Raw genomic sequence first — 25974 nt, 5'->3', positions numbered from 1 at the left:
TAATTAAATACTTAACTAATCATTCCAAAATTTTTTCAAAATACTTTCTATATCATTTTCACAATTTATTATGTGATTTGGATACCATTCTTCTGGAAATAATTTTTTGTACCTATTTGTCACAAATCTCTTATCTATTAAGAGTATAACACCTCTATCACTTTCTGTCCTTATAACTCTTCCTGCTGCCTGGAGTATTTTATTCATACCAGGATACATATAAGAATATTGGTATCCCAAGCCATTCTTTTTATTAAAAAAGTCCATTATTATATCTTTTTCAAATGATATTTTGGGGAGTCCTACTCCTACTATTATACTTCCTATCAATTTATCACCTTTAAGATCTATACCTTCTGAAAACAATCCTCCAAGCACTGCAAATGATATAAAATTTTCTTTTGAGTCTTCTTTGAAATCATTTAAAAATTTTTCTCTTTCAGATTCACTCATGCCAGATTTCTGAATTGAAGTCTTTACATCGGGAAACTTTTCTATAAAAAGTTTATATACACTATCCATATACCCATAAGAAGGGAAAAAAGCCATATAATTACCTGTTCTCCTTGAAATAACATTCTTTATATATTTTATAATTGGCAGACAGCTTTCCTCTCTGTTTCTATAAACTGTTGAAATATTACTGGATATCAAAATCTCTCTATTTTTTCTTTCAAAGGGAGATAAAAGTGTAATATTATAATCTTCTGCTCTGCCTCCAAGTATATCCTTAAAATAATTCATCGGAGATAATGTAGCTGAGAAAAGTATGGAAGCTTCTGCACTTTTCATTCTCTCATCAAGTAGAGTGGATGGATCAATACACAATATTTTAACCTTTAAATCACCTTCCATATTTTCTATATAAGTTATAAAATTATCATTATAGAGTTCATATATTCTGATGAAATTATTTACAGTAAAATATTCATCCAAAATTTCATCATATCCTGTCTGGCCGGCATTTTTAATCATCCATTCTTCTATCTGTGAAGAAAAGTTTTTAAGCAAAAAATAGATTCCTGACATTTTAATCTTTTGAGCATATATGTTTTTTTTAATATATACTATATCATCAGATAATTTATCTTTTAAATCTTTGAATTCCAAATTACAATTTTTCTTTAAATCAAGCATATATGAATTTATTTTATTTAAACTCTTTAATATTTTATTATCTTCTTTTTTAATAAACTTTTTTATATGTAAAAATGATTTTTTATAAATTTGTGCTGAGAACATATCTCTTGATCTATCTACTAAATTGTGTGCTTCGTCAATTAAAAATACATTTTTTTTCGATGATTCATCAAAAAATCTCCTCAAATATACTCTTGGATCAAATGCATAATTATAGTCGCATATTACACAATCACAAAATAGTGCAGTATCCAGACAAAATTCAAAAGGACAAATTTTAAATTTTGTAGCATATTTTATAAGCTTATCTCTAGTTATCAAATCTTCTGAATTTATAATTTCAAATATAGCTTCATTGACTCTGTTATAATGACCTCTAGCATATTCACAATGTTCTGGGTTACATTGCATATCATCATTCAAGCATATTTTTTCCTTTGCCGTAATAGTTATACTTTTTAACCTAAGACCAGATTCAAACATAATTTCCAAAGTTTCTTCTGCTGTAGTTCTAGTGGTAGTTTTAGCTGTCAGATAAAATATCGTGGAGAGCTTTTGAGTAGCTAGAGCCTTTATTGACGGAAAAATTGTAGATATTGTTTTGCCTATACCAGTAGGTGCCTGAACAAACAATCTTTTTTTATCCCTTATTGTTCCATAAATTACAGTTGCCAACTTTTTCTGACCATTTCTATAATTTTTGAATGGAAATTTCAAATTATCTATGGATTTATTTCTAACAGTACTCCAATCCCTTTCAAATTCAACCCACTTATAATACTTATCCAGCATATCAATAAAAAAATGTCTAAGATCATCTATGCCAATTTTTTCTTTTATAAATTTAATTTTATGGTCATTTATATTATAATATGTAAGTTGTACACATATATACTCCAGTTTGTTCTCATCTGCATACATATAGGCATAGCATTTTACCTGTGCTAAATGTAGAGGATTGTAAGTTTTATCTATCATTTCAAGAGGTCTTGTCACTGTTTTTATTTCATCTATAGTTACACAATTATCTTCTAAAATTACTCCATCTGCTCTGCCTTCTACTAAAAATTTAAATTTCTTATACAGTATTTCATATTTTAGTGATATCTCAGAGTTATAAGATGCACTTTGGTCTCCCAGTATTTTATCTTTATACTGCTGCTGTATCTTTTGATGCGCCCTGGTCCCTTCCAATGCTCTTACATTGCTCGTAAACCTGTTGTCTAGATCGCCCTGCCTAAGTACAAATTCTACAAGATTCCTCACAGATATCTTTATTACATCCTGATCCATAAAATCAACTCTTTCAAAACTCAATATATTATATTATTTTACTATATACAATTGATAATATCTAATTTATTTTTACAAATTCAATACAATGTACTCCCCTTACTGTAAAATTATATATTTTTATATATTTATTTCTATTTAGTAGATTATTATACAAAAATATAGTATAATTAATCTAAATTGTTCTATAAATTATTTTTAAATATATACGATAATAATTATATTGTATTATAATTCTAAAATTTATTATATATTTAGGAGGTAAGCATGAACGGATCTAAAAAACTAATATTTTCTTTTTTTATTTCAGCTTCTGTTATAAATACTAGTGTTGTTATGTCTAATAGTGTCCATGCTGCTGGAAATTTACCAAACATTCAAAGTACCGCTTATAACAATGTTGGAAATATATTTTCAAAAAGTGGTTATACTGGCGAATGCACTTGGTTTACATATGGAAGGACTCTAGAAAAATTAGGTATAGCATTACCTTCAGAATTTTATGGTAATGCTGTTGACTGGTGGTATGCCAATGCTAGGGATAATATATATTCATATGGAACAGAGCCGAGGGATAATTCCATTGCAGTATGGTATGGAGGTCCAAAAGGTTATGGTCATGTAGGTTTTGTAGAAAAAGTAGAAGGTAACTCTGTATATTTAAATGAGGGAAACTTCAACGTTAGAGGATCATATGACGGAAATGTAAAAGTCATGACAAAGTCTCAAATGCAAAATAGAGGAAATATATTTCTGAAAGGATATATATATGTTGGGTCTGGCAAATCTGCAAGTATTCCAGCTTCTGCAACAACAGAAAATCTAAAAGTTATCAATTCTGGCATAGTTAGCATATCCAGTTCAGGTTCGAGCCTAAATGTACGAAGTGGAGCTGGAACTTCTTTTGGAACCATTGGAAATTTTAAAAATGGTCAATCAGTTCAAATATTAGGAACTGTTGGAAACTGGTATAAAGTCAAATTCAATTCCAGTTATGGATATGTTAATTCAAGCTACATAAAAATAGGTTCTTCACAGCAGATTGCACAGGGAGCAGGTGGAAATTTCGATAATACTACCTCAATTTCCCAAACAAAAGCTTATGTCAAATTAAGTGATGTGTCTTCTTCCTTAAATTTAAGAAGTACTCCTAATGGAAATGTTATTGGATCTTTATCAAACGGTCAAAGCCTTTCATTAACAGGTGAAAATGGAAATTGGTATAAAGTTACTACTTCAGCCGGTCAAACAGGGTATGTATCTTCTGATTATATATCAACTGCAGTACCTACCAGTTCAGTAACAGTAAATTCAAATACTGTAGGTTCACCTAACATAAGTTCAACAACAGCTTATGTGAAATTAACTGACAGTTCTTCAATCTTAAATCTAAGAAGTACTCCTAATGGAGCCATTATTGGATTTTTATCAAATGGTACTAAAATATCACTGCTAGGAAAAAGTAGCAATTGGTATAAGGTTTCTGTAAATGGCAAAACAGGTTATATATCCTCAGCTTATGTATCTGCCACTGCTGTTGCTGCTCCAGTTAAAGCAAATAGTACAGTTAATGCTGTTTCAGGAAAAACAGGCATAGTCAAGCTTCAAAATTCATCTTCAACTTTAAATTTGAGAAGTAGTGCCTGGACTGGACGTATAGTATCCTCTCTTAAAAATGGTACTAAAGTTACTATTTTAGGTTCAACAGGTAGATGGTACAAGATTTCTGTAGGATCAACTACAGGATATGTTCATTCAGATTACATACAATTATAATCATATAAAAAAGTGGATTCTTTTGAACCCACTTTTTATTATAAAATATTATTAATTAATTTTATGTTTCATTTCAAGTGACAATTTATCTAGAAGTTGGTTTTTATCAGTTCCATCTTCAGGAAATGTAACCGAAGAAGTTACTAGTTTATATTTTAAATACCTTGAATCATTAGCTCTAATATTTTTGTAATAGTCCATAATCTTACTGGATTTTTCTACTACAATATCTTCATCACAGTCTGGAAGAACCGATATGAATGTTGATATCCCATATTTTTCAAATAACTCAGGTTTTTTGAAAAAATTCTTCATATTTTCATAAAGCACATCCAATAATGCCAAATAACTATCTTTAACTTCTATTTTTTCTTCTGATTCCCTAGCATTTATTTTTATCAGACTCAGCATCATAAGAGATAATTTTTTGTTTTTTAATTTAGCTATATCTATCTGTTTATTAATATAATCTTGAAAATTCAAGTATACTATTTCTTCTGAATCATTATTATTTTCATATGTAGACATAAGTTGTTTTGTTTTATGAATTAATGTTTTGGAATTAAATGGTTTTAATATGTATTCTGATGCACCTTCTTTTATACATTTTATAAACATACTTCTTGTATTTAATTTAGTAAGTATCATAATTGGAATTTTTAATTTTCTAGCTTTAATCTTTCTAAGTACTTCAAATCCATCTTCTTTAACAAGACCTATCTCCAATATAATTAAACCTATATCATCTTTATTGTCAGATAATTTTTTAAAAAAATCAAAAGAACTGCTTGATTCATATATTTCTATTCCTGCACTTTCCATTGTATCTTTAACCCTGTATCTTACATATGGCATATCATCTAATATTATAATTTTATTCATATCAATTCATCCTATTATTCAATATTTTGTATTATATTCTTATTATCGTATACTATGGTAGTATTTTAATAGGTAAAATTATATTAAAACATTCCTCCATCCACAGTTATAATTTGACCGGTTATATATCTGGATGATTCACTGCACAAAAAAGATACTATATTGCTTATGTCCTCAGCCTTTCCAAACCTTCCCGATGGTATTTCATCAATTAGAGCATTTCTTTCCTCATTGCTTAGCCATTTATTCATTTTTGTATCAATTACCCCGGGAGCAACAGCATTTACTCTTATATTTGATGGAGCCATTTCTTTGGCAATTGCTTTTGTAAATGAATTCACAGCACCTTTAGCTGCAGAATAGATTGACTCACAAGAAGCTCCTTCTTTGCCCCATATTGATGATATATTTACTATAACTCCATTTTTTTTAGACATCATTTGTTTTAATGCACAGTGAGTGCAGTTGAATACTCCTTTTAAGTCCACATCAATTATTCTATTCCACTGATCTTCATCAGTATCTATAAAAAGTCCTATATTTGAAACACCTGCATTATTTACCAATATATCAATTTTACCCATATTATCTACTGCACAATCTATTAATTTTCTAGCATCATTATAATTACTTACATCACCTTGAAATAGAAGACCTGTAGCACCATATTTCTTTATCTCATCTAAGGTATTCTTTGCTTCTATTTCATTTTGCCTATAATTAACAATAATGCTAGCTCCGTATTTTGCAAGTTCAATTGATATAGCTTTTCCTATATCTCCAGATCCACCTGTTACTACTGCAACTTTTCCACTTAAATCAACCAATTAAAACTACACCTTTCATATTTAAATTTTATTATTCTATTATACATCATATATTATCATAAATATTTATACCTTATATTGCATATTATATTATATTGTGTTATTATAATAATAAATAATAACTATTGATTAATATGTTTTGTTTGGAGGGATTTATATGCAATTAAAATTTCAAGGAAAACCCGTAACACTTTCTGGCAATACTATTAAAGTAGGTGATACTATACCTGACTTTACCGTAATTGATAATAATCTTAATCCAATATCTTTAAAAGATACAAAGGGAGTAAGAATATTTTTAACAGTTCCATCTATTGATACACCTGTATGCGATTTGGAAACAAGAACTTTTAATGAAAAGGCTTCTGAAATTCCGGGAGTTACTGTATATACAATATCAATGGACTTACCATTTGCACAGAGTCGTTGGTGTGCAGCTCATGGAGTTAAAAACGTAACAACTGCCTCTGATTATAAAGATAGAAGTTTCGGGAAAAATTTTGGAACCTATATAGTAGACTTGGGCCTTCTTGCAAGAACTGCATTCGTAGTAGACAGCAATAATAAAGTTACATATGCAAATTATCTTGAAGAAGTAACAGATTATCCTGATTATGATGAAATTTTAAATGCTGCAAAAAAAGCAAAATAATATTCAAATAAAAAGTAACTAGGCTGTTGTCATTACCTCAACAGCCTAGTTACTTTTTATTTGCTTTGAAATTTACAATATGATATAATTTTCGTATAATTATAAGATTTCGGATGAAGATAATTGAATTGGCATAAACTATTATTGGACGAAACTCTGGAGAGACTCTATTGAGCGCCGAAGGGGAAAGCTTTGTTCCAGCGAAACTCTCAGGTAAAAGGACAGAGATTTTATAGTAAGATATTTATTTGATTGCATTGACTAATAATTATCTTGCCATTAAATTGATTTCCCAGAGACTAATAACTTAGTCTCTTTTATTTTTAATTACATAATTAGACAAGGAGATGTAACATATGAAGGCAATTATAACTGTACTTGGACATGATAAAGTTGGGATTATACATGAAATAACCTCCATATTATCTAAAAATAATATAAATATTTTAGATATAAATCAAACTTTGGTAAAAGGTTATTTTACAATGGTAATGCTGGTAAATATATCAAACATGAATGTGGATTTTAAACAATTAAAATCTATACTTGACTCTAAAGCTAATGAAATTGAGGTTTCCATTAAAATTCAAAGGGAAGATATATTCACCTCTATGCATGAGATTTAGAAACTTTAAATTATTAAAATATTATATATGAGGTGTTTGAAATGATTAATTCTAAAAATATAATGGAAACAATAAACATGATTGAAAAAGAGAATCTTGATATAAGAACTATTACTATGGGAATATCTCTTTTGGATTGCATAGAAAGTGATGGTAAGAAAGCAAGGACTAAAATTTACGATAAAATTACCAAATATGCCGAAAATTTAGTAAAAACAGCTGAAGAGATTGAAACTGAATATGGAATTCCCATAATACATAAGAGAATATCTGTAACTCCCATATCTCTAATAGCTCAAGCAAGTTCTGATACAGACTATGTTGAATTTGCAAAGACTTTGGATAGAGCTACCAAGACTCTTGGAATAGATTTTATCGGAGGTTTTTCAGCTCTTGTACATAAAGGTTATTCAAAAGGAGACAGAATACTTATAGAATCTTTACCTGAAGCCCTGGCTGTAACCGAAAAGGTATGCTCTTCCGTAAACGTAGGAAGTACAAAATCAGGAATTAATATGGACGCAGTAAAAGATATGGGACGAATAGTAAAAAAGGCTGCTTATCTTACAAGAGAAAATGAAAGCATTGGCTGTGCTAAATTAGTCATATTCTGTAATGCTATTGAAGACAATCCATTTATGGCAGGAGCTTTTCACGGAGTCGGTGAAGCTGAATCAATAATAAATGTAGGTGTAAGTGGCCCTGGAGTTGTCAAATGTGCTCTCGAAGAAGTAAAAGGCAAAAGTTTCAACGTAGTAGCAGAAACTATAAAGAAAACTGCTTTTAAAATTACTAGAATGGGCCAACTGGTAGCAGAGGAAGCTTCAAAAAGGCTAAATACACCTTTTGGTATAGTTGATTTATCCCTTGCTCCAACACCAGCTGTAGGTGACAGTGTTGCAAGGGTTCTTGAAGAAATTGGATTGGAGAGCTGTGGATGTTCAGGAACTACTGCTGCCCTAGCAATGTTAAATGATGCAGTTAAAAAGGGCGGCATAATGGCAGCCTCTCAAGTTGGAGGTCTAAGTGGTGCTTTTATACCTGTAAGTGAAGATGAAGGAATGATAAATGCCGTTAACATAGGTGCACTTAATTTGGAAAAATTAGAAGCAATGACATGTGTATGTTCAGTAGGTCTGGACATGATAGGTATTCCAGGAGATACTCCTGAATCAACTATATCCGCAATAATTGCAGATGAAGCTGCTATCGGTATGATAAATGCAAAAACAACAGCTGTACGAGTAATACCTGTTTATGGTAAAGGTGTGGGAGATGAAGCCAATTTTGGAGGACTTCTTGGAAAAGCTCCTATAATGAAGGTAAATACATTTTCAAGTAAGGACTTTATAGATAGAGGTGGAAGAATTCCAGCTCCAATTCACAGCTTTAAAAATTAAATTAAATACACTATAGTAATTCCACTTTTATGGTAATTACTATAGTGTATTTTTATGATATATCTAACCTCCAATAATTGGGCCAATACATTTCACTATAATTGGAGCTATAATTACAGTTATAATTCCGGCAATTCCTATAGAAAGTCCACTCATAGAACCTTCAACTTCTCCCATTTCAATAGCCTTAGCAGTACCAACAGCATGAGAAGATGTTCCCAATGCAATACCTTTTGCAACTCTATCATTAATTTTAAGAAGTTTAAATATAATAGGTCCTATTATTGATCCTATTATTCCAGTTAATACAATCGCAGCTACAGTTACTGCAGGTATTCCACCTACTTGTTTTGATATTTCTATACCAATTGGTGTAGTTATTGACTTTGCTACCATAGAATCCATAATAACCTTGCTTAATCCAAATAATCTGGATAGTATTAATGTACTTACAATTCCACAAACTGAACCTATGGAAATCCCTACAAATATAGGAAGTGCATTTTCTTTTAAAAGTCTTAACTTTTTATATATTGGTACTGCTAAAATTACAGTAGCAGGAGTTAAGAAAAATGTTATATATTGTCCACCCTGATTATAAGTATTAAAGCTAATATGAAATCTTAATAGGAAAATAATTATAAGTGTTTGACTTATAAGCAGTGGATTTAATATTGGAATTTTAGTTTTATTATATAGAATAGTTCCTATCTCAAAAGTAAACAATGAAATCATAATGCTAAACAGTGGAGTTGTTATTAATTGTCTCATTTTCTTCTCTTGGTCCTTTCTGAATAGATTTCGCAGTTTTACCATCTTGTGTCTTTTTAATAATTTTTACAGTTAATGCAGTAACTACTATTACAATTATACTTGATATTACTAGGACAGCCAAAATGGGAAGCACAACTTTACTGATTGTTTTAAAACATGTCATTAATTGCACTGCTGCAGGCACAAAAAAGAATGCCAAATTTTTAAGCAAGAAACTGCTGACATGCTCTATATCTTCCACTTTAATTACTCCTAAACATAATATAGCAAGCAAAATGAATATCCCTATTACATTTCCCGGGATAGATAATTTTAACACTTTGTTAATAACATTGCCTATAAAACTAATTATAAGTATTATGCAAAGTTCCCTTAATAGTTTCAAGTAGTTCACACCTCTTTTCATTACTATATAACACTACTATAATAACATGGTATGACCACCTTGTTATATTAACATTTTGTTAATATAATCTTTATTTTTACTTTGTCTGGGGAATAATTTTTGGAGAATTGCATCAATACGCCATTTATATCCTTTTCATAATTATATATAAGTATCAACTTATATTCCAAATTTTGTATGTGATTTTTTACTTGTTTTTCCATGTTTTATATTAATTATTGTTTTGCTATTAAAAACATGGTTTTCATACCAAGTGCAGTAAATTTATCTTCATATTCAGTAACTATATTTCCCTCAAAATCGCTCTTATGTAAATCATAAGTTAAATATTGTATATTAAATCCACTTTCTTTAAAATAATTTTGTGATTCATCAAACAACTCTAAATTATCGGTTTTGAACCATATTTCACTTTTCGGTTTTAAAAATGTTTTGTATTTTTCTAAAAGCCTTATGTGAGTGAGCCTTCTTTTTTTATGCCTTTCTTTAGGCCATGGATTGCAAAAATTTATGTATATTCTGCTTATTTCATCTCTATCAAATACTTCTTCAATATTGTTTATATTCATAGGCACTATTCTTACATTCTCTATTTCCATATCTATAGCTCTTCTAAGCGCATATATTAATACCTCATCTTTTAAATCAATTCCTATATAATTAATATCTTTATTAGTACTTGCATTATCACATAGAAATCTTCCTCTCCCACACCCTAGTTCTAAATATATATCTTGAAAATTTTTAAACCCTTCTCTCCATTTCCCCTTATATTCTTGAGGTTTTACTACTGTTAAATGACTAGATTCCATCTCCGGCCTAGCCCACCACTTTTTTCTTAATCTCATAATTCATTACATGGTGTCAAAATAGTATAAAAAACTATAACTATCTAAATTTACACATAAAATATGACCATATCAAAAATTTGGTTTTTATATGGTCATATATATATTGTATCCTTTTATATTATATATTTTGACAAACCTTCTCCTTTGATATTTTTATTTATTCATATGATTATAGAAATACAGTTACAATATAATACTTTGAGCTATGCTTTTAATCAAGCTATACAAATAATTTGACGGAACTCCTACTACATACCTTGCAATTGGAGTAGCGACAAACAAAAGCAGTATTATAATTTGATATTTATAAATTTTATCAGATACCTTATAATAAATGGAAGGAAATATATCCCTCAATATATGAAAGCCATCCAGACCTGGTAATGGTATAAGATTGAATACAAATAACATACAATTTATACTTACAGCCTGCATAAGCACAATAATTATTATATTGGAAACCGATACATAATTCGAACTGTTGTAAGATACAAATTTATATAATAAAACAGCTAAAAGTCCAAGTACAAATGCCACAATCAAATTAGCTATAGGTCCCGCTATAGATACTTTAAGATCATCTCTATTTCTGTTCCTATAGGCATTTGGATTTGTCTCAACTGGTTTCGCCCATCCAAATCCAACTAAAAGTATCATTATAAAACCAATTATGTCTATGTGGGCAAATGGATTCAAGGTCAACCTTCCCTGAAACTTAGGAGTCTTATCCCCTAAACAATCTGCCACAAAAGCATGGGCATATTCATGAAATGTAAGTCCTATAAGTATACCAGGTATAATAAGTACTTTATTTAATATATTTATACTGTTCAAACAATCCCTCCTTTCAATATAATATAAATCAATTAACTTTATGTATTATTGTATTAAGACTTTTTCTAATTTTTCATTGTCTACAGATACAATTCCACCTTCATACATCTGAACAAATTTTCCATAGTACTTGTATTGTTTTCCATTTGTAACATTTCTTACTATGCCCTGTAGGTTGTCATTTACATATATATTGCCATTATCGGACACATATACATCTTTTTTATCAACTTCTTCTTTCAAATCTAAAACACTATATTGGTTTGTTTGTCCATCTATATTTCCATAATATAACTTTGTGATTTTCCCATTTTTTAAATCTCCCAAATATATCCTATCTTCTCCATCTACACCTACCCACGTTGGATTTTTAACTCCTTGTATCTTAAGTGATTCATCCTGTCCACTTACATAAATACGGTTGTACAAACTATCTTCGTATATCAATGCATCTTTTAATGCTAATATACCTATATCCCCAATCATATAAGATTGAGTCTGTACTTTCTGTACTTCACTCATTATATTAACTCTATATATGTTGGTACCTTTACCTGTACTTACCATTTTTATGTATATAACATTTGTAAGTGGAGATTCTTGTATATCCGAAATTTGAGTTTTACTGTTAAATCCATCAATTTTTTTAATGTTTTCCTTTATATCTTTATCTACATCATAATATTCTATATTAAAACTATAGTCACTATCTGAACTTTGTTTCTCTGCTATGAGTATTCTATTTCTATCTTTAAGCCATTTGTAAAATGACAAATCTACTCCTGATTTAAATGTTATTTGTTTTTCATAACCGGTTTCTGTGTCTATAACAGTAATTACATTTTGAGCATAATAAGATACATACTTACCATCAAAAGATACTTTAATATTATTGGCATTTTGTGGTATTTTTATAACAACATTTGATTTTTTAGGTTCACTTTTTAAAACTTTTTTTGTTTCTAGTTTAGTATTTGAAGACAAGAAATAATTATTTATATAAAATAATCCGGCAAATTGTAAAACCAAGGATATGAGAGCCCATATTACAATTCTTCTAAAAATTTTCATATCATACTTCCCTTCATAATTATTCTTCTACTATTTATCTACATATATTGTAGAAGCTACGGACCTCTCTCCCAATGGATCACAAGGATTATTTATTATTTCTCCTTCATAATACATAGTAGATGAAGAACCACCGTCTAAGTTTGTAGCATTTACAGCCCCATATTTTAGCATTATATTCTGGACATCTTTTAGAGAAGCTCCAACACTTTTAGTTTGTCTGCCATCTATAACAAGTAATAATATAGACCCATCACTTCTTTGTCCTATAGCAGTTCTAGGTGCTATTCCCCAATTACCATCACCTGATTTTATAGTCCCTTCTCCATTAACTACAAGAGCTGGTCCAAAAGATATGGCATCTCTTACTCCAAGTTTTTTAATTTCACTTATACTGTATTTTCCTACTAATAATTCACCTTTATTTGTAATTCCCATAATTTCTTTTTTTGAGTTCACGTTTTTTATATCATTATATACTATTTTACTATTACTCATAAGAAGTCCTACAGGTTTCCCCCCAGTGCCTGTCCATGCACTGTTTTCAGAGGAACTATCAGTGAATCCTCCACCATTTATGGCAGCTACAGCATTGTTGTCCTTAGCTATTCTGCTGGTTAATTCTCCAGATATACCCAATTTGTTTGTATAGCCAACTTTAACTCTAGTTGGATCATGCACTATAAGTATATATCCTTTAAATTTCTTGCCATCACTTATATCTTCTCTTTCTATACTACTATCATGTTTACTGCTAAATTTAGAAACATCAACACTTTGTTGTTTTATATTGTCTATCTGACTTTCACCTAATATTTGCTTTATCTCTACATCAGATAAAAATATTTTTGCAATGTATTGATGGCTCAGCGTAGTCATGGCTGCACCTACCATTGTCCTTGTAACATTTTTAAAAGGTCCTCGAAATATCAGAAATGGTGCCGTAATTCCAGTGAATACGAATTCAAAAATTAAAAATAGTAATACGATTTTCCATATTGATTTTCTAGTTTTACCTGGTATTTCTCCTTTGCCCATTCTACAATTTTCCTTTCTAAAAGTATGTCACTCAATATTGTACAATAAATATGTCGTTTTTTAAATAGAAATAATTACAAATTTACTAAAAATTTTGTTAACAAATGCATATTACTTAACAAAGTAAAAAAATTATGAAATTATAATTTTAAATACTTTATAATTATAATTCCATAATTTTATTAAATAATACTATAAATTTTTAAGTTTCTATAATTTTTTAGATGCTTCATAGGCAAGTGGGGAACGTTCACATTCACTATGTTTTAAAGTAACTTGATAACATAATTTGCTACCCTTCATCTTTTCAGATGCATAACTTAATCCATTGGATCTTGAATCTAAAAATGGCTGATCTATTTGTTCAGGATCTCCTACAAGTAAAAGTTTTGTTCCTATACCTACTCTAGTTACAATAGCTTTGACTTGCTTTGGTGTAAGATTTTGAGCTTCATCTATTATGATCCAATTCTTGACTATAGATCTTCCTCTCAAATATCCAACGGCTTCCGTAGCTATTATTCTTCTGTCAAATAGTTCTCTAATCTTATCTGCAAGTTCTTTTTCGTTTTTATATCGTTCTTTTTCATCAGAATCCACCAATATTTCTAAATTATCCAGTACAGGTCTCATAAATGGAGATATTTTTTCTTGTTCAGTACCCGGTAAATACCCTATATCCTCATCCATAGTTATATTGGGTCTGCATATCAATATTCTCCTGTATTGACTCATATTTTCTTCCAATATATTATGAAGTCCAACTGCCAGTGAAAATAAAGTTTTAGCAGTTCCTGCAGGACCTTTTATTATTACAAGTGGTGCTATATCCGCTCCTGTAAACAATGACTCAAGCATAAATTTTTGTCCTACATTTCTAGCACTTATACCTATAGCTGAAATATCCTTAAAATTAAGTTGTACAATCTTTTTTCCATCGAATCTTCCTAAGGCGGTTTGTTTAGGATTTTCAAAACATCGAATTGTAACAAATTCATTATTATACAACTTAGGTGTATAATACTCATTTTTTGATTCTATATAACTATTTATCTTATCCATTTCCAAATACTTATTTTTATAAAATTCAGCCATATCATTCTGTGATGTATATACTTCTGTTCTTCCAGTATATTGACTTTCATCTTCGGGTACTATTTTCTCATAAAAATCATCTACCGGTATGTCTACAGTATCTGCTTTAATTCTCTCAAAAGTGTCTTTAGTTATCAAGCAGACATCTTCTCCCTGTTCTTTAAGTCCCATACAAACTTGTATTATTCTATTGTCAGGCTTAAACTTATCCCATGATTGAGGCATCTTAATATTATAGTGATTCATTTCAACTCTAAGGTTCCCACCACCAGGCAATTTAACACCTTTATCAAGCTTGCCCTTTTTTCTTAAATCATCTATTAATCTAGCTGCATTCCTGGCATTTGCACCTAGATCATTTTTATTCTTTTTAAAATTATCTAATTCTTCTAAAACAACTTCTGGAATTACCACATCACACTCTCCAAAACTTAATATGGAAACTGGTGAGTAAAGAATAACATTGGTATCTAAAACATATGTCTTTCTCAAAATGGCTCCTCTCCTCTCTAATATTATTATATTATGGAAACATTAAAAATAAACATACTAAAATCATTATATTAATTATTATCAAATATAATCGTATTAAAATGAATTATTGGGAAACACTAATTAAGTAAAGGAGTGTTTTTTATGGATAATAGACATACAATCAAAAACAGGGAAAATATAAATTCAGCAGCATCTGTAAACTTGGTTTTCAATAATAGCTTAGATAATAATATAGATAAAGACACCTATATAAATAATTGGATTGTAGATACAGCTCAAACAAATACCCAAAATACTAAATAGAAAATATATATTAACAGATTTATGGTATTTAATCATAAATATTTATATAACTCAAGTATGCAAAATCATTCATTTCAATAATTACCAGTCTTCACCTTACATTTCAATTAGCATCACTATTTTTTATAAAATACATTAAAAATAAGTATCAACAAAATGATACTTATTTTTATTTTATATATCTAATATTATAACTCAATATCACATATTATTATACTTTAATATCGTTTACATGTAAGCATTTTTAAAGTATAATAAAATAAAAAGGGGTGTTCCCTATGGTATGTATTAAAGTTAAAAATATATTCAATACAGAACTCTTTGAAGCGATGTATGACATAGCAATAAACACTCTCGAATTCAATAATGCCAATTCTTTTTATGATAAAAGAGTATATGATAAACTTATAGAAACATTTGGTCAGAAAAATACAGATTGGTTTTTATTTAATTGGTATAGAATAGATTGATAACTCCTTAAATATAGATACATTGTAAATTTTAGTATAATAAATCAGATATAGTAAATAATATTAATGTACATTCATTACCTTCTATTGATTAATTATGACCAGGGATTTTTATTCCTGGCTTTTTTATTTATAAGAACTCCAATTAATAAGATACTAGATTAACTAGGCCCTTATTAATTAGAGTTAAAGCTTAACAATGGAGCCTTCAAATACTATTATATATAATTATGATAATGATTACAATAGATGATTAATCCATAATAAATTTAGGACAAATATTTTAATAAACTTTCCTATTTTTGAATTGGTCTATACCCTGCTGCTTGTGCCTGTGCTTCGGTATCAAAATATGCTTCAGCTTTAGTTCTATTATAATATGGGTCTCCAGGTAAATGATAAATTTTTTCACCCTTGGAATTTATATTTCCCTTTATCCGTCCATTTTCGGAAGAATTTAATGTACTGCTGCTTTCACTAGTTGAATTGTTTGAACTGCCACTGCTTGAAGCTGATCCAGTTGTATAACTTTCAGAATTACTGGAAGATGTACTTTGGTAACTACTGCTACTTGAGCTTGATGGAGCACTTATTCCATCTCCCTTTGTGGTTCCATTAGGATTTACAGCCCATAATCCTCTTTTATTTTCTCTAGCTTCAGCACAAAACTTTCTAAAATAATCTGCATATTTTACATTTGGCTGAATTGTCATTTGTTCTGCATATCCATTTACAGCAAGAATAGCATTAAACATTTTAGATCTGATTTCACTTTCATTTATTGTTGTAGGTGGTGAAATCCATATGTATCTTAGAAGTCTTCCATACTTGTCCGTAATTCCTGCATCACTTTCAAGATATACTGTTTTTCCATATAACTGTGACTTTGTATAATTACTGGCCTGCTCTCCATATTCCTCATGTTTTGTAGTAGATTCTGGAGTATTGACTCCTATAAATCTGACTTTTTCATACTGTCCACTTTCTAACGTCACACCAATAGTATCTCCATCGGTATGATGAGTTACTTTAGCTTTTTGGAGTTTTATTGGTGATACTGTAGCTGAATTACCTGAATCCTTAATTTGTGATGTACCTGCAACACTTTTAGAAACTGAACTTTGTGTTGTTCTCTGATTAGATTTATTTTGACTATTAACTGTAGAAGAATCTGAGCATCCAGCAACTGTAAATAATAAAATTATTATAATAGATAATATAAATGATTTGTTTATAAAACTTCTTTTTATCATTTAATATTCCTCCTTGTATAATTTAGTCAATCCACATTGTAACAAATTGTTCATATCTTGTCCACTTTATGACAGGATATGATTTGATATTTGAATAACAATATATATTTTTAACACATTATTATAATTATTTATATTATGTATATATAACCATATTTAGGAGATATACTAAATGTTCTTTTATTTATATCCATATGTCTACTGCTATAGAGCTGAATATAACATACTTATAAATACAAAAGCCCATACTCTTACACTATTTAGGAATAATATTATTTATAAAAGCTATAAGGTAGCAGTGGGAAAGCCATCCACTCCAACTCCTAAAGGAAATTTCATAATAATTAATCGGGCGGTAAATCCAGGTGGCCCATTTGGAGCAAGATGGCTTGGCTTAAATGCACCAAATGGAAACTATGGAATTCACGGTACAAATAATCCTTCCTCAATTGGAAAAAACGTTTCTAATGGATGTATAAGAATGTTCAACAATCAAGTTATTGAATTAAGCAATATTGTTCCTATAGGTACACCAGTAAAAATAATATGACCTGGTTTTTGATTTTCTAGACATAGAGAAACCCCCTTAAAGTAGTTTTGGTTATTTACCATGTTTACTTTAAGGGGATCATATCAAATTAAGACTCTTTTCTAACTATTTTACATTCTAATTTACTTTTGTCCTCTAGGTTTATATACTCAAAATCTTTATTTCAATATTTATTTGTACTTAATGGCGGTTGCACTTAAATTTAAAATGCCCTGCAACCAAAGACATCAGTTTGGTAATTACCATTACTTTAAAATAATTTTTAATTTATTACTACTTAACACCTAAATGTCTAATATATATAGAAAGCTGAAATTTCATATTGGTATATCCATCAAAAGTAATCATATAAGGATTAGGTTTAGATATTACTTCAATTTCACAGTTTCTATTTAATTTACTATATTCTAATTTTATTTTTTCTATTTTATTTTGTATTTCTTCCAGCTTTGTCGTACTATAACTTATAGTATTATTTGGAAAATTCATGCATACATTCACCCCTTCAAATAATTATTTTTCTCTAAGACACTTTCCTTAGGACACTTATTATGATATAGGTTTTATGTTGCATTTTAATGTCATATTAGTAAACTATCTATTTAATTTTTTAATACAATGTAAACATTTGCTTTAATTTTATCACTTTACTTATTCTTTAATTATAAAAAAGAAGGCAACTAATCTTCCTTCTCAGTATCATTTTTCTCAATTTGATCATCAATACTTTTATCATTGTCCTTACTAAGTAAATAACTAAAGTCAGTTAGTTCTACTTTTTTTCCCTTATTATTTTTACGTCCCAAATAAATCACCTCTTATTTATAGTATAACCTATATATACATGTTATAACACCTATTTTTTCAAGCACGTTGTTAAGTTATTATATTCCATAGCCCAATACTAACCTTATGAAAAATGCATTAGGAAATACAGCTAGGGCATTTTATTACCCTAGACTTAAAGCAATTTGTATTTTAATCTTCTATAAACTCATAGTTTTTTTCAAATATATCAAGTTTGCATGGATAAAACTCTCCATTTCTATCTTTTACAATATAATCTCCTTCGGAAACCAACATATTTCCCTCTAAGGTTGGTATTATAATATATTTTTTATTATCATTTGAAAATACCAATACTCTAAATGGCAGAAAAGTATATAATTTAGACATGCACTCCATATTTGAAAAAAATTGTACTGCTTCAATTTCAGCAGATTTCTTTCTATACTTTGCCATATCTATTTACCTCCATTTTTAATAAAATCAAGCACAGCCTGATTTGTTAAATATCTGTCTTTACCACTGATCAATCTAGTTAAATAGCTTGTATACTGACTTTCATTTCCACCAACTCCATATACATTTTCAACCTGACTGAAATCAAATTTTCTACTGTTGGAAATCGTAGGACAGTTAAGATAGTCAGCAAGTATTTCTGCACTATTCTGGTCTGGCCCATAATTATAAACTACTATATTTTTCACTTTCTTTTTTCCTCCTTTTATAGAATTATAAAAATTCTCCGTCATATAATTAAGATCTATATATCCACTTATACCTGATATCTGCCCTTTATCTGTAAACTGCCATATTGAGTATTTATCCCATAAAGTAAAAATTGGTGATTTGACTTCATAATGCGCTATCCATAATGGATATTTAGTTATTTTACTGTTGAGATGTGCTTTTATATGGCTTGGATTACAGTAAATAAGTGCTGGAGCAATGTCAGATATAATATCCAAAAAAGCCAAGCAAGCATCTGTCATATCGCCGCTACATTTCTGTTCAAAATCCAGAACCACAAAATCAGGATTTGCTCCTGCTGCTATTGATTTAAAAAAATCGGCTTCACGTATTGCCTTGGCTTCATCCTGAAAATTGGCAAAATGATATGCTCCCGAAATAAGTCCTAAGGATTTGGTATTAGAAATATTGCTATTATAATATTTATCTACGAAAGTAGCGCCTTCGGTTGCTTTTGAAATAACAAATTGATAACCTGCATTTTTAATCAGATTAATATTAACTACTCCATTAAGATTGCTTATATCTGAGCCTTTAATCATAAAATCCCCTCCCTATTTTCATTGTATTTATTATTCTTAAAAACTGACATTTTTCTTACTTAAAAATTTTGCCTAGGTTTCTAATTTTAAATATAAAAATAAGCACCCTAAGTTATGGATACTTATTTGCACACTTTTACTTTTAAAAACCACAAAATATGTTAATTTTTTATAGGGAATTATTAAAACAACTTAATATTATTTAGGTATATTCATCGCTCCTATACATATAACCAGTACTGCTATCAAGCATGGAAAAAGCGATTCCATATGTCTGTTTTTTATTACATCTATTGCATAAAAAATTACGAAAGGTATTGCAAAAAATATCATAAATACTCCTAATCCTGATATAAGTGTTAATAAACAAAATATATAATATATTGATGCAATTATAATTTTAACTTTTTTATCAGATCTAAATCCAGGAATATATTTCAATAAATTTTTCACTTATTTATCTCCTATTCTAATATTTTAATTACATCGTAACAAGTGATTTACTTTTCGTCTATTTTATTACAATTGAAAGGCTTACATCCAATATATAATTATAAACCAATAGATACAGTAACTGAAACCATTAATTCTGCATAAACTATATTAAATAATTATAGTGAGGCATAATATGAAAAAATTTCAAAGCTTTTATGGCATTGTTATTGAGATTAATGATTTTTTAATAGATGAAACCGGTAAATCAGATGGATGTTATAAATTAATGTCTGTACAAGATTCAAATAAAAATGTAGTTAATTTTGTAATCTCACCATCTACTTATTTTGTAGATCATGAGATTATACAAATAGGCGATATGATAATTGGATTCTATAATGCTAATGCAGCCGTACCATTAATTTTTCCACCACAATTTAGAGCAATTGTAATAGCAAGAGATACTCCATATAGAAATGTAAAAGTAGATTATTTCAATAATGAGTTGATAAATACTGATAATACATTAAAATTAAATATCTCATCCAACACCCTAATATTACTTGAAAATGGACAGCTATTTACCAAAAGTCTTAGAAAGCGTAATTTAATAGTTACTTACGGTCCTACTACAAGAAGCATACCTGCCCAGACAAATCCCTATAAAATTATAGTAATGTGTTTCTAATGTATTAAATATAAATCTTAAAGAAAATCTTAAAATTATATTTGTAATTCAAGTATCAAGCCTTAATTTTCCAGTATAATAACTTGGATTATGCACATTATAATTATATAAGGATATCAATTTATTAATATTTGATATTTACATAATCTAAAATATCATGCTTAAATATGTTGATATATACCTTTATGCTGGGGACGATGAATCCCCAGGGTTTAAAAATACTTCATTAGTAATCTTGATTTATAAGATTATTGCTCATATTAACCATTATTATGTTAGGGTTTATTCCTAAACTTCCGATTTTCAAAATAAAAACACCGTAAAATTCTTTTGGATATTACGGTGTTTTGCATTTTTTGAATTTAACTAATGTATAAAATAGCATTTTTTCCAGGAGTCAATGAAATCTGTAGGACTCTTAATAACAAACTTATATTTCAAGTTTAGAAATAAATAACTTATATAAAAATAAAGCCCTGGATTTTAACCAGGGCTTTAAAAAATTACATTTAGGAGTATTTTGGATATAGTCTTAAATGTATATATTTAGTATGTATTATTATTATATAATATTTTGTAAACAGTTACAATGGCAACCTAAAAAGTAAAATTATGTTTGATGAAAATGTGACAATAATTACTTATGAACTGATCGAAAAACTCAAGTATTAATATTAATTAATTTGAGATACTCAATATTAAGCAGCCTTTTCATCACGCCCTCATATTATATATTTTATACTTGAGTTATCAAAATATTTTTCTATATTTTCCTTAAAAAACTCTTTCATATATTTTAATTCATCATCTCTATATACATACTTACCATACCCAAATTGACCATATTTAAACTTTCTCATTTCCTCTTCCATCGGCAACATTGTTTTAGGATATACTGTTAAAATATTTTCTTTTGCCTTTTTAGTAAACCTATGAGATATTATTTCGAAAGAGATTGATGATCCAGAAAAATTCTTTCCTATTTCATTTATAATACCTTTATATTCAGTTTCCCAATTAGGATATAAAAATACTGGTGCAATTATAAATCCCATATTATATCCAGTATTTAAAACTTTCTTAGCTGCATTCATTCTATCCTTAAATTTAGGAGTTCCATGTTCAAAATTATTTATTATTTTATCTGTGTTTATACTAAATCTTATAGTAGTTTTTCCATTATGTTTTAAATTGAGAAGATTATCTATATCAGTAAATTTAGTAACAAATTTAAAATAACTATTCTGGCTTTTTCCAAAATGCAATATACATTTCTCTAAATTCTTTGTATAAGGCTCAACGGGGATCGGATCAGAAGTTGCTGCACCTTCAAAAACTGTTATATCGGACTGTCTCTCTTTAACATATTTATCTGCTCTATTTAATATTTCATCTATATTTACATAAACCTTTGTATAAGGTTTTTTACCCATTCGGGTATTAAGATAACAATATTCACACATTCCCATACAACCACTCACCAATGGTAATTGATAGTGTGCAGATGGTTTGCATGATTGAAATTCAGAAGGCTTTCTAATTCCTACTACTAATGTACTTTTACCTTCAAAATACATTCTAGAAGCTGTACTTCCTGGTATCTGTGTTATTCTTCCACTTTTAGAAAACAGTAATTCTACATCTTTATATTTAAAATATTTCATTATTTCTTTTCCTGTTTTATATTTCAATGCTGCATTTTCAAATATAACTCTTTTAGGCTCAAACAATATTATTCACCTCAAAAATATTATGTGACTAAAATTAAAAATAATACTCTAAAAACCTATTCTATCAATTATAAAAATAAGCACCAGCTTTCACCAGTACTTATTTTTGTTAAATAATAGGGGGACTATTATTTAAATTTATTTTGCTTTTTCAATTATTATATTATATAATCATCCTTAAAACTCCCTTAAAAGTTCACTAATTAAAGGATAATTTTTAAAATATATTGTTGGGGAACAACAATTATTTATCTAATGGCAGTTGCACTTAAGTTTAATGTGCCCTGCAACCACAGACACCAGTTTGGTAATTACCATTACTTTTGTTCATTTATGTAAAAGCATTATTTCCATTTTCTCTAAGGTATTTCCTTAGGACACTTATTATTCTATATGGTTTTTGTTACGGCTTAATGTCATATTGGTTAAGTATCTGTAAACAATTTATACCATTTTATGAATAATATCAAAATATACCTATAATTAACTAGATTGATCATGTAAAATATAGTTTTAATCATTTACACATTGCTGGTATTGAGCCTATTAGTAACAATTTCACAAATTTCAAATACTATATTTATTAGACAGAAGTTTATATCTATACTAAATAAAAATTAAGGAAGTGAATACTATATGGCTGCATTACCAGTAGATTTTGATACACCTCAAACTGCTTCTGGACAATTAGTTACAGTAACAGGAACTGTACCCATAGGAGCTAGTTTCGTTGAAGCAGTACAATTAGATGTTCTTAGAGCTGACGCTAGTCATGATTATTTCTCTATATCTGTTGTTTATGACAATTCACCAGGTACAACCCCATTAGCTGTTAATGATACCCTTAACCTTGCAATTGTTCCAAAATTAGAAACAAATGAAACTGTAACATTAACAAGTTATGGGTCATTAAAAGCTCAAATAGTTCAGTCATAATATAAATATACAGATGACCAAAGCATGAAAATGTTATTGGTCATCTATTATATAATTTTAAATTGGAGGTCATATCTTTGAATACATTTGTGATTCCAGCAAGTAAAAGTCTCACATTGACTGATAAAATTCCAAATGGGAATATTCAAGACTACAAGATAATCGTAGGATGTGATAACGGATTTGAGTATCATAGTTTACTTTATTTCAATATTTCTTCATTACCAAATAATATTATAGTAACCAAAGCTGAATTAACACTATTTAAATGTGATGGTTTCCACAATGATAAAAGTATTGAATTTATAATATATCCAATGTATGACCATTTCAGCATATACACTACTTATTCTAGAATTCCAGCAGCGGATAAATTTAGTGGAGCCAGGTTTTATCCAATAATATCAAAATCAACAGTTACTATAGATATAACTCATATAGTTTCTTCATGGATTAAAAATGTTTCATCAAACAAAGGTATGATAATTTCCAACATGTGGAACAACTCTATAGCAAATTTTGGCTCGGCATTAGCAAAGAAAAAACATATAGTTCCTTTTATAACCATTACTTATGAAAACAATAGCAACAAATACACTAAAAATAACAAATTACATTGCAATCATGATTTTCATCTATCAGTACAGATAGTTAATAGTTGTAACCCTATTATTGCTCCAGTTTCTCCAAATCCTAGTCTAACTGAAGTCATAGCAATCGGAACAATTGAACAACATTCTATATTTGTAGTAATAATAGAATTAGTTATAACGAGAATTGGTGGTACCCTTGATAAATATTATGTTTCAGATGAATATATCAATTCTACTGATGAACCACTTAATATTAATAAGACATATTCAATCCCTGTAGTACCTGCACTTAATACAGGTGATTCAATAACAAGTACTAATATTTATGGAGCTTATAGAGGTTCCGCCAGCATTTAGGACAAAGCCTAAACTAAGATATAATAATAAATATTACAATTTCCAGTATAATATTTATTATTTCTGTACATCCTATTTTACATAAGGATATTGATATATTGAATCTATTAATATTTACATAGACTAAAATATTATGGTGAAGTATATTGATAGATATCTTTATAATTGGGATGCTGAATCCCCAGTATTTAAATAATTGTAGTTCTCCTATAACCATTGCTTATGCCAGGATTTCACCCCTGGCTTTTTTATTTGAAATATAAAATCACCGTAAAAATTCATCTGAATAATACGGTGCTGTAAAGAATTATTATTTTTTAATTATGCTGTTGAATAAACATACTAAAATCAACATGAAACAGTAACTTTATTTTACCTTTGCAATATCAGACATAGTTTGAGCACTTTGAGTAATTTGTTCCAATGTGGCAGTTATTTCTTCAGTTGCAGCTGATTGGCTTTCTGAAACAGATTGAACTTGATTTACTATATTAAAAATATTTTTAATGTTTTTATTCATTTCTAATAATATTTCTGAAATTTTCTTTGATGATTCACTACTCGATTTAGCCAACTTTCTCATTTCATTTGCAACAACTGTGAAACCCTTGCCTTCTTCTCCCGCTCTGGCTGCCTCTATAGCCGCATTAAGACCCAATAAATTTGATTGTGAAGCAATATTCCCTATCATACTTATCATTTCATTGCTTTCTAATATCTCTTTTTCCGTTTGTTGTGTGATTTCTGCCAAATTATCTATCATGTTAAGCAGCTTTTCTGCTCCCGCATTAATCTCTTCAATACTTGCATTAGTCTCTTCAAGAGAAGAAAATAAAGTATCTGCTGATTCCTCAACTTTAAATTGTTGATCTAAACTTTTTCCTATACCAATACCACCTATAACATTTCCATTGGAATCCTTAATAGGATATGTAATTTCTTTAAATGAGATTCCAAATACCTCTTTAGGAACTATTTCACTATATGATTTACCATCTTTAAGTGTTTTATATAACATGATATCAGTTGGTACGCTACTGCCTACATTTATTTTTATATCCAGAGCATCTCCTGGTCTATAGGATAAAAATGTTGTAGTATCTGCAACAGCTACTGCTATATCCTCACGCAATATATCTTTAAGTTTTGGCATAACGTGCAAGTAGGCTTCCAAGATCGCTTTTTTTAACATAATAATTCTCCTTCAAAATAAATTTTAACTTATATCGATATTATTCGACAAAAAATGATTATTTCCTGTTAATTTTATTTATTTTACTTGTGATTGTAAATTTAAAATATACAATTAAATATAACTAGCCTAAAAAAACACCCCAATTAAAGGATGTTTTTTAATATATTGTTGGGGAAACAACAATTTATCTAATGTAGTTCCTTAGAACACTTATTATTCTATATGGTTT

At 28.8% G+C, this 25974-nt stretch carries 28 protein-coding genes and 1 riboswitch; of the genes, 10 read left to right on the top strand and 18 right to left on the bottom strand.

What is annotated here, in order from left to right; all coding sequences use genetic code 11:
- Positions 1 to 15: 15 nt before the first annotated feature.
- Entirely contained in the window at positions 16 to 2433 is a 2418-nt protein-coding gene (locus KM800_RS12155; RefSeq protein WP_217813330.1) for an ATP-dependent DNA helicase, read from the bottom strand.
- A 267-nt stretch (positions 2434 to 2700) separates the two neighbouring features.
- Between KM800_RS12155 and KM800_RS12150 the strand changes: the two genes are divergently transcribed.
- Positions 2701 to 4209, top strand: a complete 1509-nt coding sequence (locus KM800_RS12150) for an SH3 domain-containing protein (protein WP_217813329.1) — start codon at positions 2701 to 2703, stop codon at positions 4207 to 4209.
- Positions 4210 to 4260: 51 nt separating this feature from the next.
- On the opposite strand, the gene KM800_RS12145 is transcribed toward KM800_RS12150, so the two are convergent.
- The gene (locus tag KM800_RS12145) at positions 4261 to 5091 is read right to left on the bottom strand and encodes a response regulator (RefSeq protein WP_217813328.1); all 831 of its coding nucleotides are present in this window, start codon (positions 5089 to 5091) and stop codon (positions 4261 to 4263) included.
- Between the two features lie 83 nt (positions 5092 to 5174).
- On the bottom strand, positions 5175 to 5918 hold the full coding sequence (gene ymfI, locus KM800_RS12140; RefSeq protein ID WP_217813327.1) for an elongation factor P 5-aminopentanone reductase: 744 nt from the start codon (positions 5916 to 5918) through the stop codon (positions 5175 to 5177).
- 157 nt (positions 5919 to 6075) lie between these two features.
- Between ymfI and tpx the strand changes: the two genes are divergently transcribed.
- The 3 genes from tpx (at position 6076) to KM800_RS12125 (ending at position 8596) form a co-directional block, all read left to right on the top strand.
- Positions 6076 to 6570, top strand: coding sequence for a thiol peroxidase (gene tpx, locus KM800_RS12135; protein WP_217813326.1), 495 nt, complete (start codon positions 6076 to 6078; stop codon positions 6568 to 6570).
- Positions 6571 to 6716: 146 nt separating this feature from the next.
- A riboswitch (glycine riboswitch) is annotated at positions 6717 to 6805 on the top strand.
- Positions 6806 to 6926: 121 nt separating this feature from the next.
- Positions 6927 to 7196: an ACT domain-containing protein gene (locus KM800_RS12130; RefSeq protein WP_217813325.1), complete on the top strand. Its 270-nt coding sequence runs from the start codon at positions 6927 to 6929 to the stop codon at positions 7194 to 7196.
- Between the two features lie 41 nt (positions 7197 to 7237).
- Positions 7238 to 8596, top strand: a complete 1359-nt coding sequence (locus tag KM800_RS12125; protein ID WP_217813324.1) for a PFL family protein — start codon at positions 7238 to 7240, stop codon at positions 8594 to 8596.
- Positions 8597 to 8659: 63 nt separating this feature from the next.
- Here the strand turns inward: KM800_RS12125 and KM800_RS12120 are convergent, their stop codons facing one another.
- The 7 genes from KM800_RS12120 to KM800_RS12090 all read right to left on the bottom strand — a co-directional run bounded on the left by KM800_RS12120 (position 8660) and on the right by KM800_RS12090 (position 15157).
- Positions 8660 to 9367, bottom strand: coding sequence for an LrgB family protein (locus tag KM800_RS12120; RefSeq protein WP_217813323.1), 708 nt, complete (start codon positions 9365 to 9367; stop codon positions 8660 to 8662).
- A complete protein-coding gene (locus tag KM800_RS12115) occupies positions 9336 to 9776 on the bottom strand; it encodes a CidA/LrgA family protein (protein ID WP_254906552.1) in 441 nt (146 codons plus the stop codon). The genes KM800_RS12120 and KM800_RS12115 overlap by 32 nt, the downstream gene beginning before the upstream one ends.
- Positions 9777 to 9991: 215 nt before the next feature.
- A complete protein-coding gene (gene trmB, locus KM800_RS12110) occupies positions 9992 to 10624 on the bottom strand; it encodes a tRNA (guanosine(46)-N7)-methyltransferase TrmB (protein WP_217813321.1) in 633 nt (210 codons plus the stop codon).
- 186 nt (positions 10625 to 10810) lie between these two features.
- Positions 10811 to 11461, bottom strand: coding sequence for a site-2 protease family protein (locus tag KM800_RS12105; protein ID WP_217813320.1), 651 nt, complete (start codon positions 11459 to 11461; stop codon positions 10811 to 10813).
- A 45-nt stretch (positions 11462 to 11506) separates the two neighbouring features.
- Positions 11507 to 12532, bottom strand: coding sequence for a hypothetical protein (locus tag KM800_RS12100; protein ID WP_217813319.1), 1026 nt, complete (start codon positions 12530 to 12532; stop codon positions 11507 to 11509).
- Between the two features lie 30 nt (positions 12533 to 12562).
- Positions 12563 to 13570, bottom strand: a complete 1008-nt coding sequence (locus KM800_RS12095; RefSeq protein WP_217813318.1) for a phosphodiester glycosidase family protein — start codon at positions 13568 to 13570, stop codon at positions 12563 to 12565.
- A 210-nt stretch (positions 13571 to 13780) separates the two neighbouring features.
- Positions 13781 to 15157, bottom strand: a complete 1377-nt coding sequence (locus tag KM800_RS12090; RefSeq protein ID WP_217813317.1) for a PhoH family protein — start codon at positions 15155 to 15157, stop codon at positions 13781 to 13783.
- Positions 15158 to 15301: 144 nt separating this feature from the next.
- Between KM800_RS12090 and KM800_RS12085 the strand changes: the two genes are divergently transcribed.
- Both KM800_RS12085 and KM800_RS12080 read left to right on the top strand, forming a co-directional pair.
- Complete coding sequence (locus KM800_RS12085; protein WP_217813316.1) at positions 15302 to 15463, top strand: hypothetical protein; 162 nt, start codon at positions 15302 to 15304, stop codon at positions 15461 to 15463.
- Between the two features lie 278 nt (positions 15464 to 15741).
- A complete protein-coding gene (locus KM800_RS12080) occupies positions 15742 to 15933 on the top strand; it encodes a hypothetical protein (protein WP_217813315.1) in 192 nt (63 codons plus the stop codon).
- A gap of 296 nt (positions 15934 to 16229) precedes the next feature.
- Here KM800_RS12080 and KM800_RS12075 read toward each other — a convergent pair whose 3' ends face one another.
- The gene (locus KM800_RS12075; RefSeq protein ID WP_217813314.1) at positions 16230 to 17186 is read right to left on the bottom strand and encodes a thermonuclease family protein; all 957 of its coding nucleotides are present in this window, start codon (positions 17184 to 17186) and stop codon (positions 16230 to 16232) included.
- A gap of 172 nt (positions 17187 to 17358) precedes the next feature.
- On the opposite strand from KM800_RS12075, the gene KM800_RS12070 reads away from it, so the two are divergent.
- Positions 17359 to 17736 (top strand): L,D-transpeptidase, encoded by a 378-nt coding sequence (locus KM800_RS12070; RefSeq protein WP_217813313.1) that lies wholly within the window; start codon positions 17359 to 17361, stop codon positions 17734 to 17736.
- A 273-nt stretch (positions 17737 to 18009) separates the two neighbouring features.
- Here the strand turns inward: KM800_RS12070 and KM800_RS12065 are convergent, their stop codons facing one another.
- The 5 genes from KM800_RS12065 to KM800_RS12050 form a co-directional block, all read right to left on the bottom strand.
- Positions 18010 to 18225, bottom strand: coding sequence for a hypothetical protein (locus KM800_RS12065; RefSeq protein ID WP_217813312.1), 216 nt, complete (start codon positions 18223 to 18225; stop codon positions 18010 to 18012).
- A 191-nt stretch (positions 18226 to 18416) separates the two neighbouring features.
- Positions 18417 to 18542, bottom strand: a complete 126-nt coding sequence (locus tag KM800_RS15545) for a hypothetical protein (RefSeq protein ID WP_254906551.1) — start codon at positions 18540 to 18542, stop codon at positions 18417 to 18419.
- Positions 18543 to 18714: 172 nt separating this feature from the next.
- Positions 18715 to 18978, bottom strand: coding sequence for a hypothetical protein (locus tag KM800_RS12060; protein WP_217813311.1), 264 nt, complete (start codon positions 18976 to 18978; stop codon positions 18715 to 18717).
- 2 nt (positions 18979 to 18980) lie between these two features.
- A complete protein-coding gene (locus KM800_RS12055; protein ID WP_217813310.1) occupies positions 18981 to 19811 on the bottom strand; it encodes a glycoside hydrolase family 25 protein in 831 nt (276 codons plus the stop codon).
- Positions 19812 to 20009: 198 nt separating this feature from the next.
- Positions 20010 to 20264 carry a hypothetical protein gene (locus KM800_RS12050; protein ID WP_217813309.1) on the bottom strand — a complete coding sequence of 85 codons (255 nt, stop codon included), beginning with the start codon at positions 20262 to 20264 and terminating at the stop codon, positions 20010 to 20012.
- A gap of 175 nt (positions 20265 to 20439) precedes the next feature.
- Between KM800_RS12050 and KM800_RS12045 the strand changes: the two genes are divergently transcribed.
- Positions 20440 to 20934 carry a hypothetical protein gene (locus KM800_RS12045; protein WP_217813308.1) on the top strand — a complete coding sequence of 165 codons (495 nt, stop codon included), beginning with the start codon at positions 20440 to 20442 and terminating at the stop codon, positions 20932 to 20934.
- A gap of 722 nt (positions 20935 to 21656) precedes the next feature.
- Here the strand turns inward: KM800_RS12045 and splB are convergent.
- Complete coding sequence (gene splB / locus KM800_RS12040) at positions 21657 to 22664, bottom strand: spore photoproduct lyase (RefSeq protein WP_217813307.1); 1008 nt, start codon at positions 22662 to 22664, stop codon at positions 21657 to 21659.
- A gap of 636 nt (positions 22665 to 23300) precedes the next feature.
- Here splB and KM800_RS12035 point away from each other — a divergent pair.
- Together KM800_RS12035 and KM800_RS12030 are read left to right on the top strand one after the other, a co-directional pair.
- On the top strand, positions 23301 to 23600 hold the full coding sequence (locus KM800_RS12035) for a hypothetical protein (RefSeq protein WP_217813306.1): 300 nt from the start codon (positions 23301 to 23303) through the stop codon (positions 23598 to 23600).
- 77 nt (positions 23601 to 23677) lie between these two features.
- Positions 23678 to 24550: a DNRLRE domain-containing protein gene (locus KM800_RS12030; protein ID WP_217813305.1), complete on the top strand. Its 873-nt coding sequence runs from the start codon at positions 23678 to 23680 to the stop codon at positions 24548 to 24550.
- 367 nt (positions 24551 to 24917) lie between these two features.
- Here KM800_RS12030 and KM800_RS12025 read toward each other — a convergent pair whose 3' ends face one another.
- On the bottom strand, positions 24918 to 25742 hold the full coding sequence (locus tag KM800_RS12025; RefSeq protein ID WP_217813304.1) for a methyl-accepting chemotaxis protein: 825 nt from the start codon (positions 25740 to 25742) through the stop codon (positions 24918 to 24920).
- Positions 25743 to 25974: the final 232 nt, after the last annotated feature.

This window comes from Clostridium tyrobutyricum (assembly GCF_019144085.1).
GTDB lineage: Bacteria > Bacillota > Clostridia > Clostridiales > Clostridiaceae > Clostridium_B > Clostridium_B tyrobutyricum_A.
The sequence above is the reverse complement of the archived record's forward strand: the minus strand, read 5'-3'. Positions and strand labels throughout refer to the sequence as shown.

Coding starts and splice junctions, on each gene's coding strand:
- KM800_RS12155 (WP_217813330.1), bottom strand. CDS start 2,433: ATGGATCAGGATGTAATAAAGATATCTGTGAGGAATCTTGTAGAATTT.
- KM800_RS12150 (WP_217813329.1), top strand. CDS start 2,701: ATGAACGGATCTAAAAAACTAATATTTTCTTTTTTTATTTCAGCTTCT.
- KM800_RS12145 (WP_217813328.1), bottom strand. CDS start 5,091: ATGAATAAAATTATAATATTAGATGATATGCCATATGTAAGATACAGG.
- tpx (WP_217813326.1), top strand. CDS start 6,076: ATGCAATTAAAATTTCAAGGAAAACCCGTAACACTTTCTGGCAATACT.
- KM800_RS12130 (WP_217813325.1), top strand. CDS start 6,927: ATGAAGGCAATTATAACTGTACTTGGACATGATAAAGTTGGGATTATA.
- KM800_RS12125 (WP_217813324.1), top strand. CDS start 7,238: ATGATTAATTCTAAAAATATAATGGAAACAATAAACATGATTGAAAAA.
- KM800_RS12120 (WP_217813323.1), bottom strand. CDS start 9,367: ATGAGACAATTAATAACAACTCCACTGTTTAGCATTATGATTTCATTG.
- KM800_RS12115 (WP_254906552.1), bottom strand. CDS start 9,776: ATGAAAAGAGGTGTGAACTACTTGAAACTATTAAGGGAACTTTGCATA.
- trmB (WP_217813321.1), bottom strand. CDS start 10,624: ATGAGATTAAGAAAAAAGTGGTGGGCTAGGCCGGAGATGGAATCTAGT.
- KM800_RS12100 (WP_217813319.1), bottom strand. CDS start 12,532: ATGAAAATTTTTAGAAGAATTGTAATATGGGCTCTCATATCCTTGGTT.
- KM800_RS12095 (WP_217813318.1), bottom strand. CDS start 13,570: ATGGGCAAAGGAGAAATACCAGGTAAAACTAGAAAATCAATATGGAAA.
- KM800_RS12085 (WP_217813316.1), top strand. CDS start 15,302: ATGGATAATAGACATACAATCAAAAACAGGGAAAATATAAATTCAGCA.
- KM800_RS12080 (WP_217813315.1), top strand. CDS start 15,742: ATGGTATGTATTAAAGTTAAAAATATATTCAATACAGAACTCTTTGAA.
- KM800_RS12075 (WP_217813314.1), bottom strand. CDS start 17,186: ATGATAAAAAGAAGTTTTATAAACAAATCATTTATATTATCTATTATA.
- KM800_RS12070 (WP_217813313.1), top strand. CDS start 17,359: ATGTTCTTTTATTTATATCCATATGTCTACTGCTATAGAGCTGAATAT.
- KM800_RS12065 (WP_217813312.1), bottom strand. CDS start 18,225: ATGAATTTTCCAAATAATACTATAAGTTATAGTACGACAAAGCTGGAA.
- KM800_RS12060 (WP_217813311.1), bottom strand. CDS start 18,978: ATGGCAAAGTATAGAAAGAAATCTGCTGAAATTGAAGCAGTACAATTT.
- KM800_RS12055 (WP_217813310.1), bottom strand. CDS start 19,811: ATGATTAAAGGCTCAGATATAAGCAATCTTAATGGAGTAGTTAATATT.
- KM800_RS12045 (WP_217813308.1), top strand. CDS start 20,440: ATGAAAAAATTTCAAAGCTTTTATGGCATTGTTATTGAGATTAATGAT.
- KM800_RS12035 (WP_217813306.1), top strand. CDS start 23,301: ATGGCTGCATTACCAGTAGATTTTGATACACCTCAAACTGCTTCTGGA.
- KM800_RS12025 (WP_217813304.1), bottom strand. CDS start 25,742: ATGTTAAAAAAAGCGATCTTGGAAGCCTACTTGCACGTTATGCCAAAA.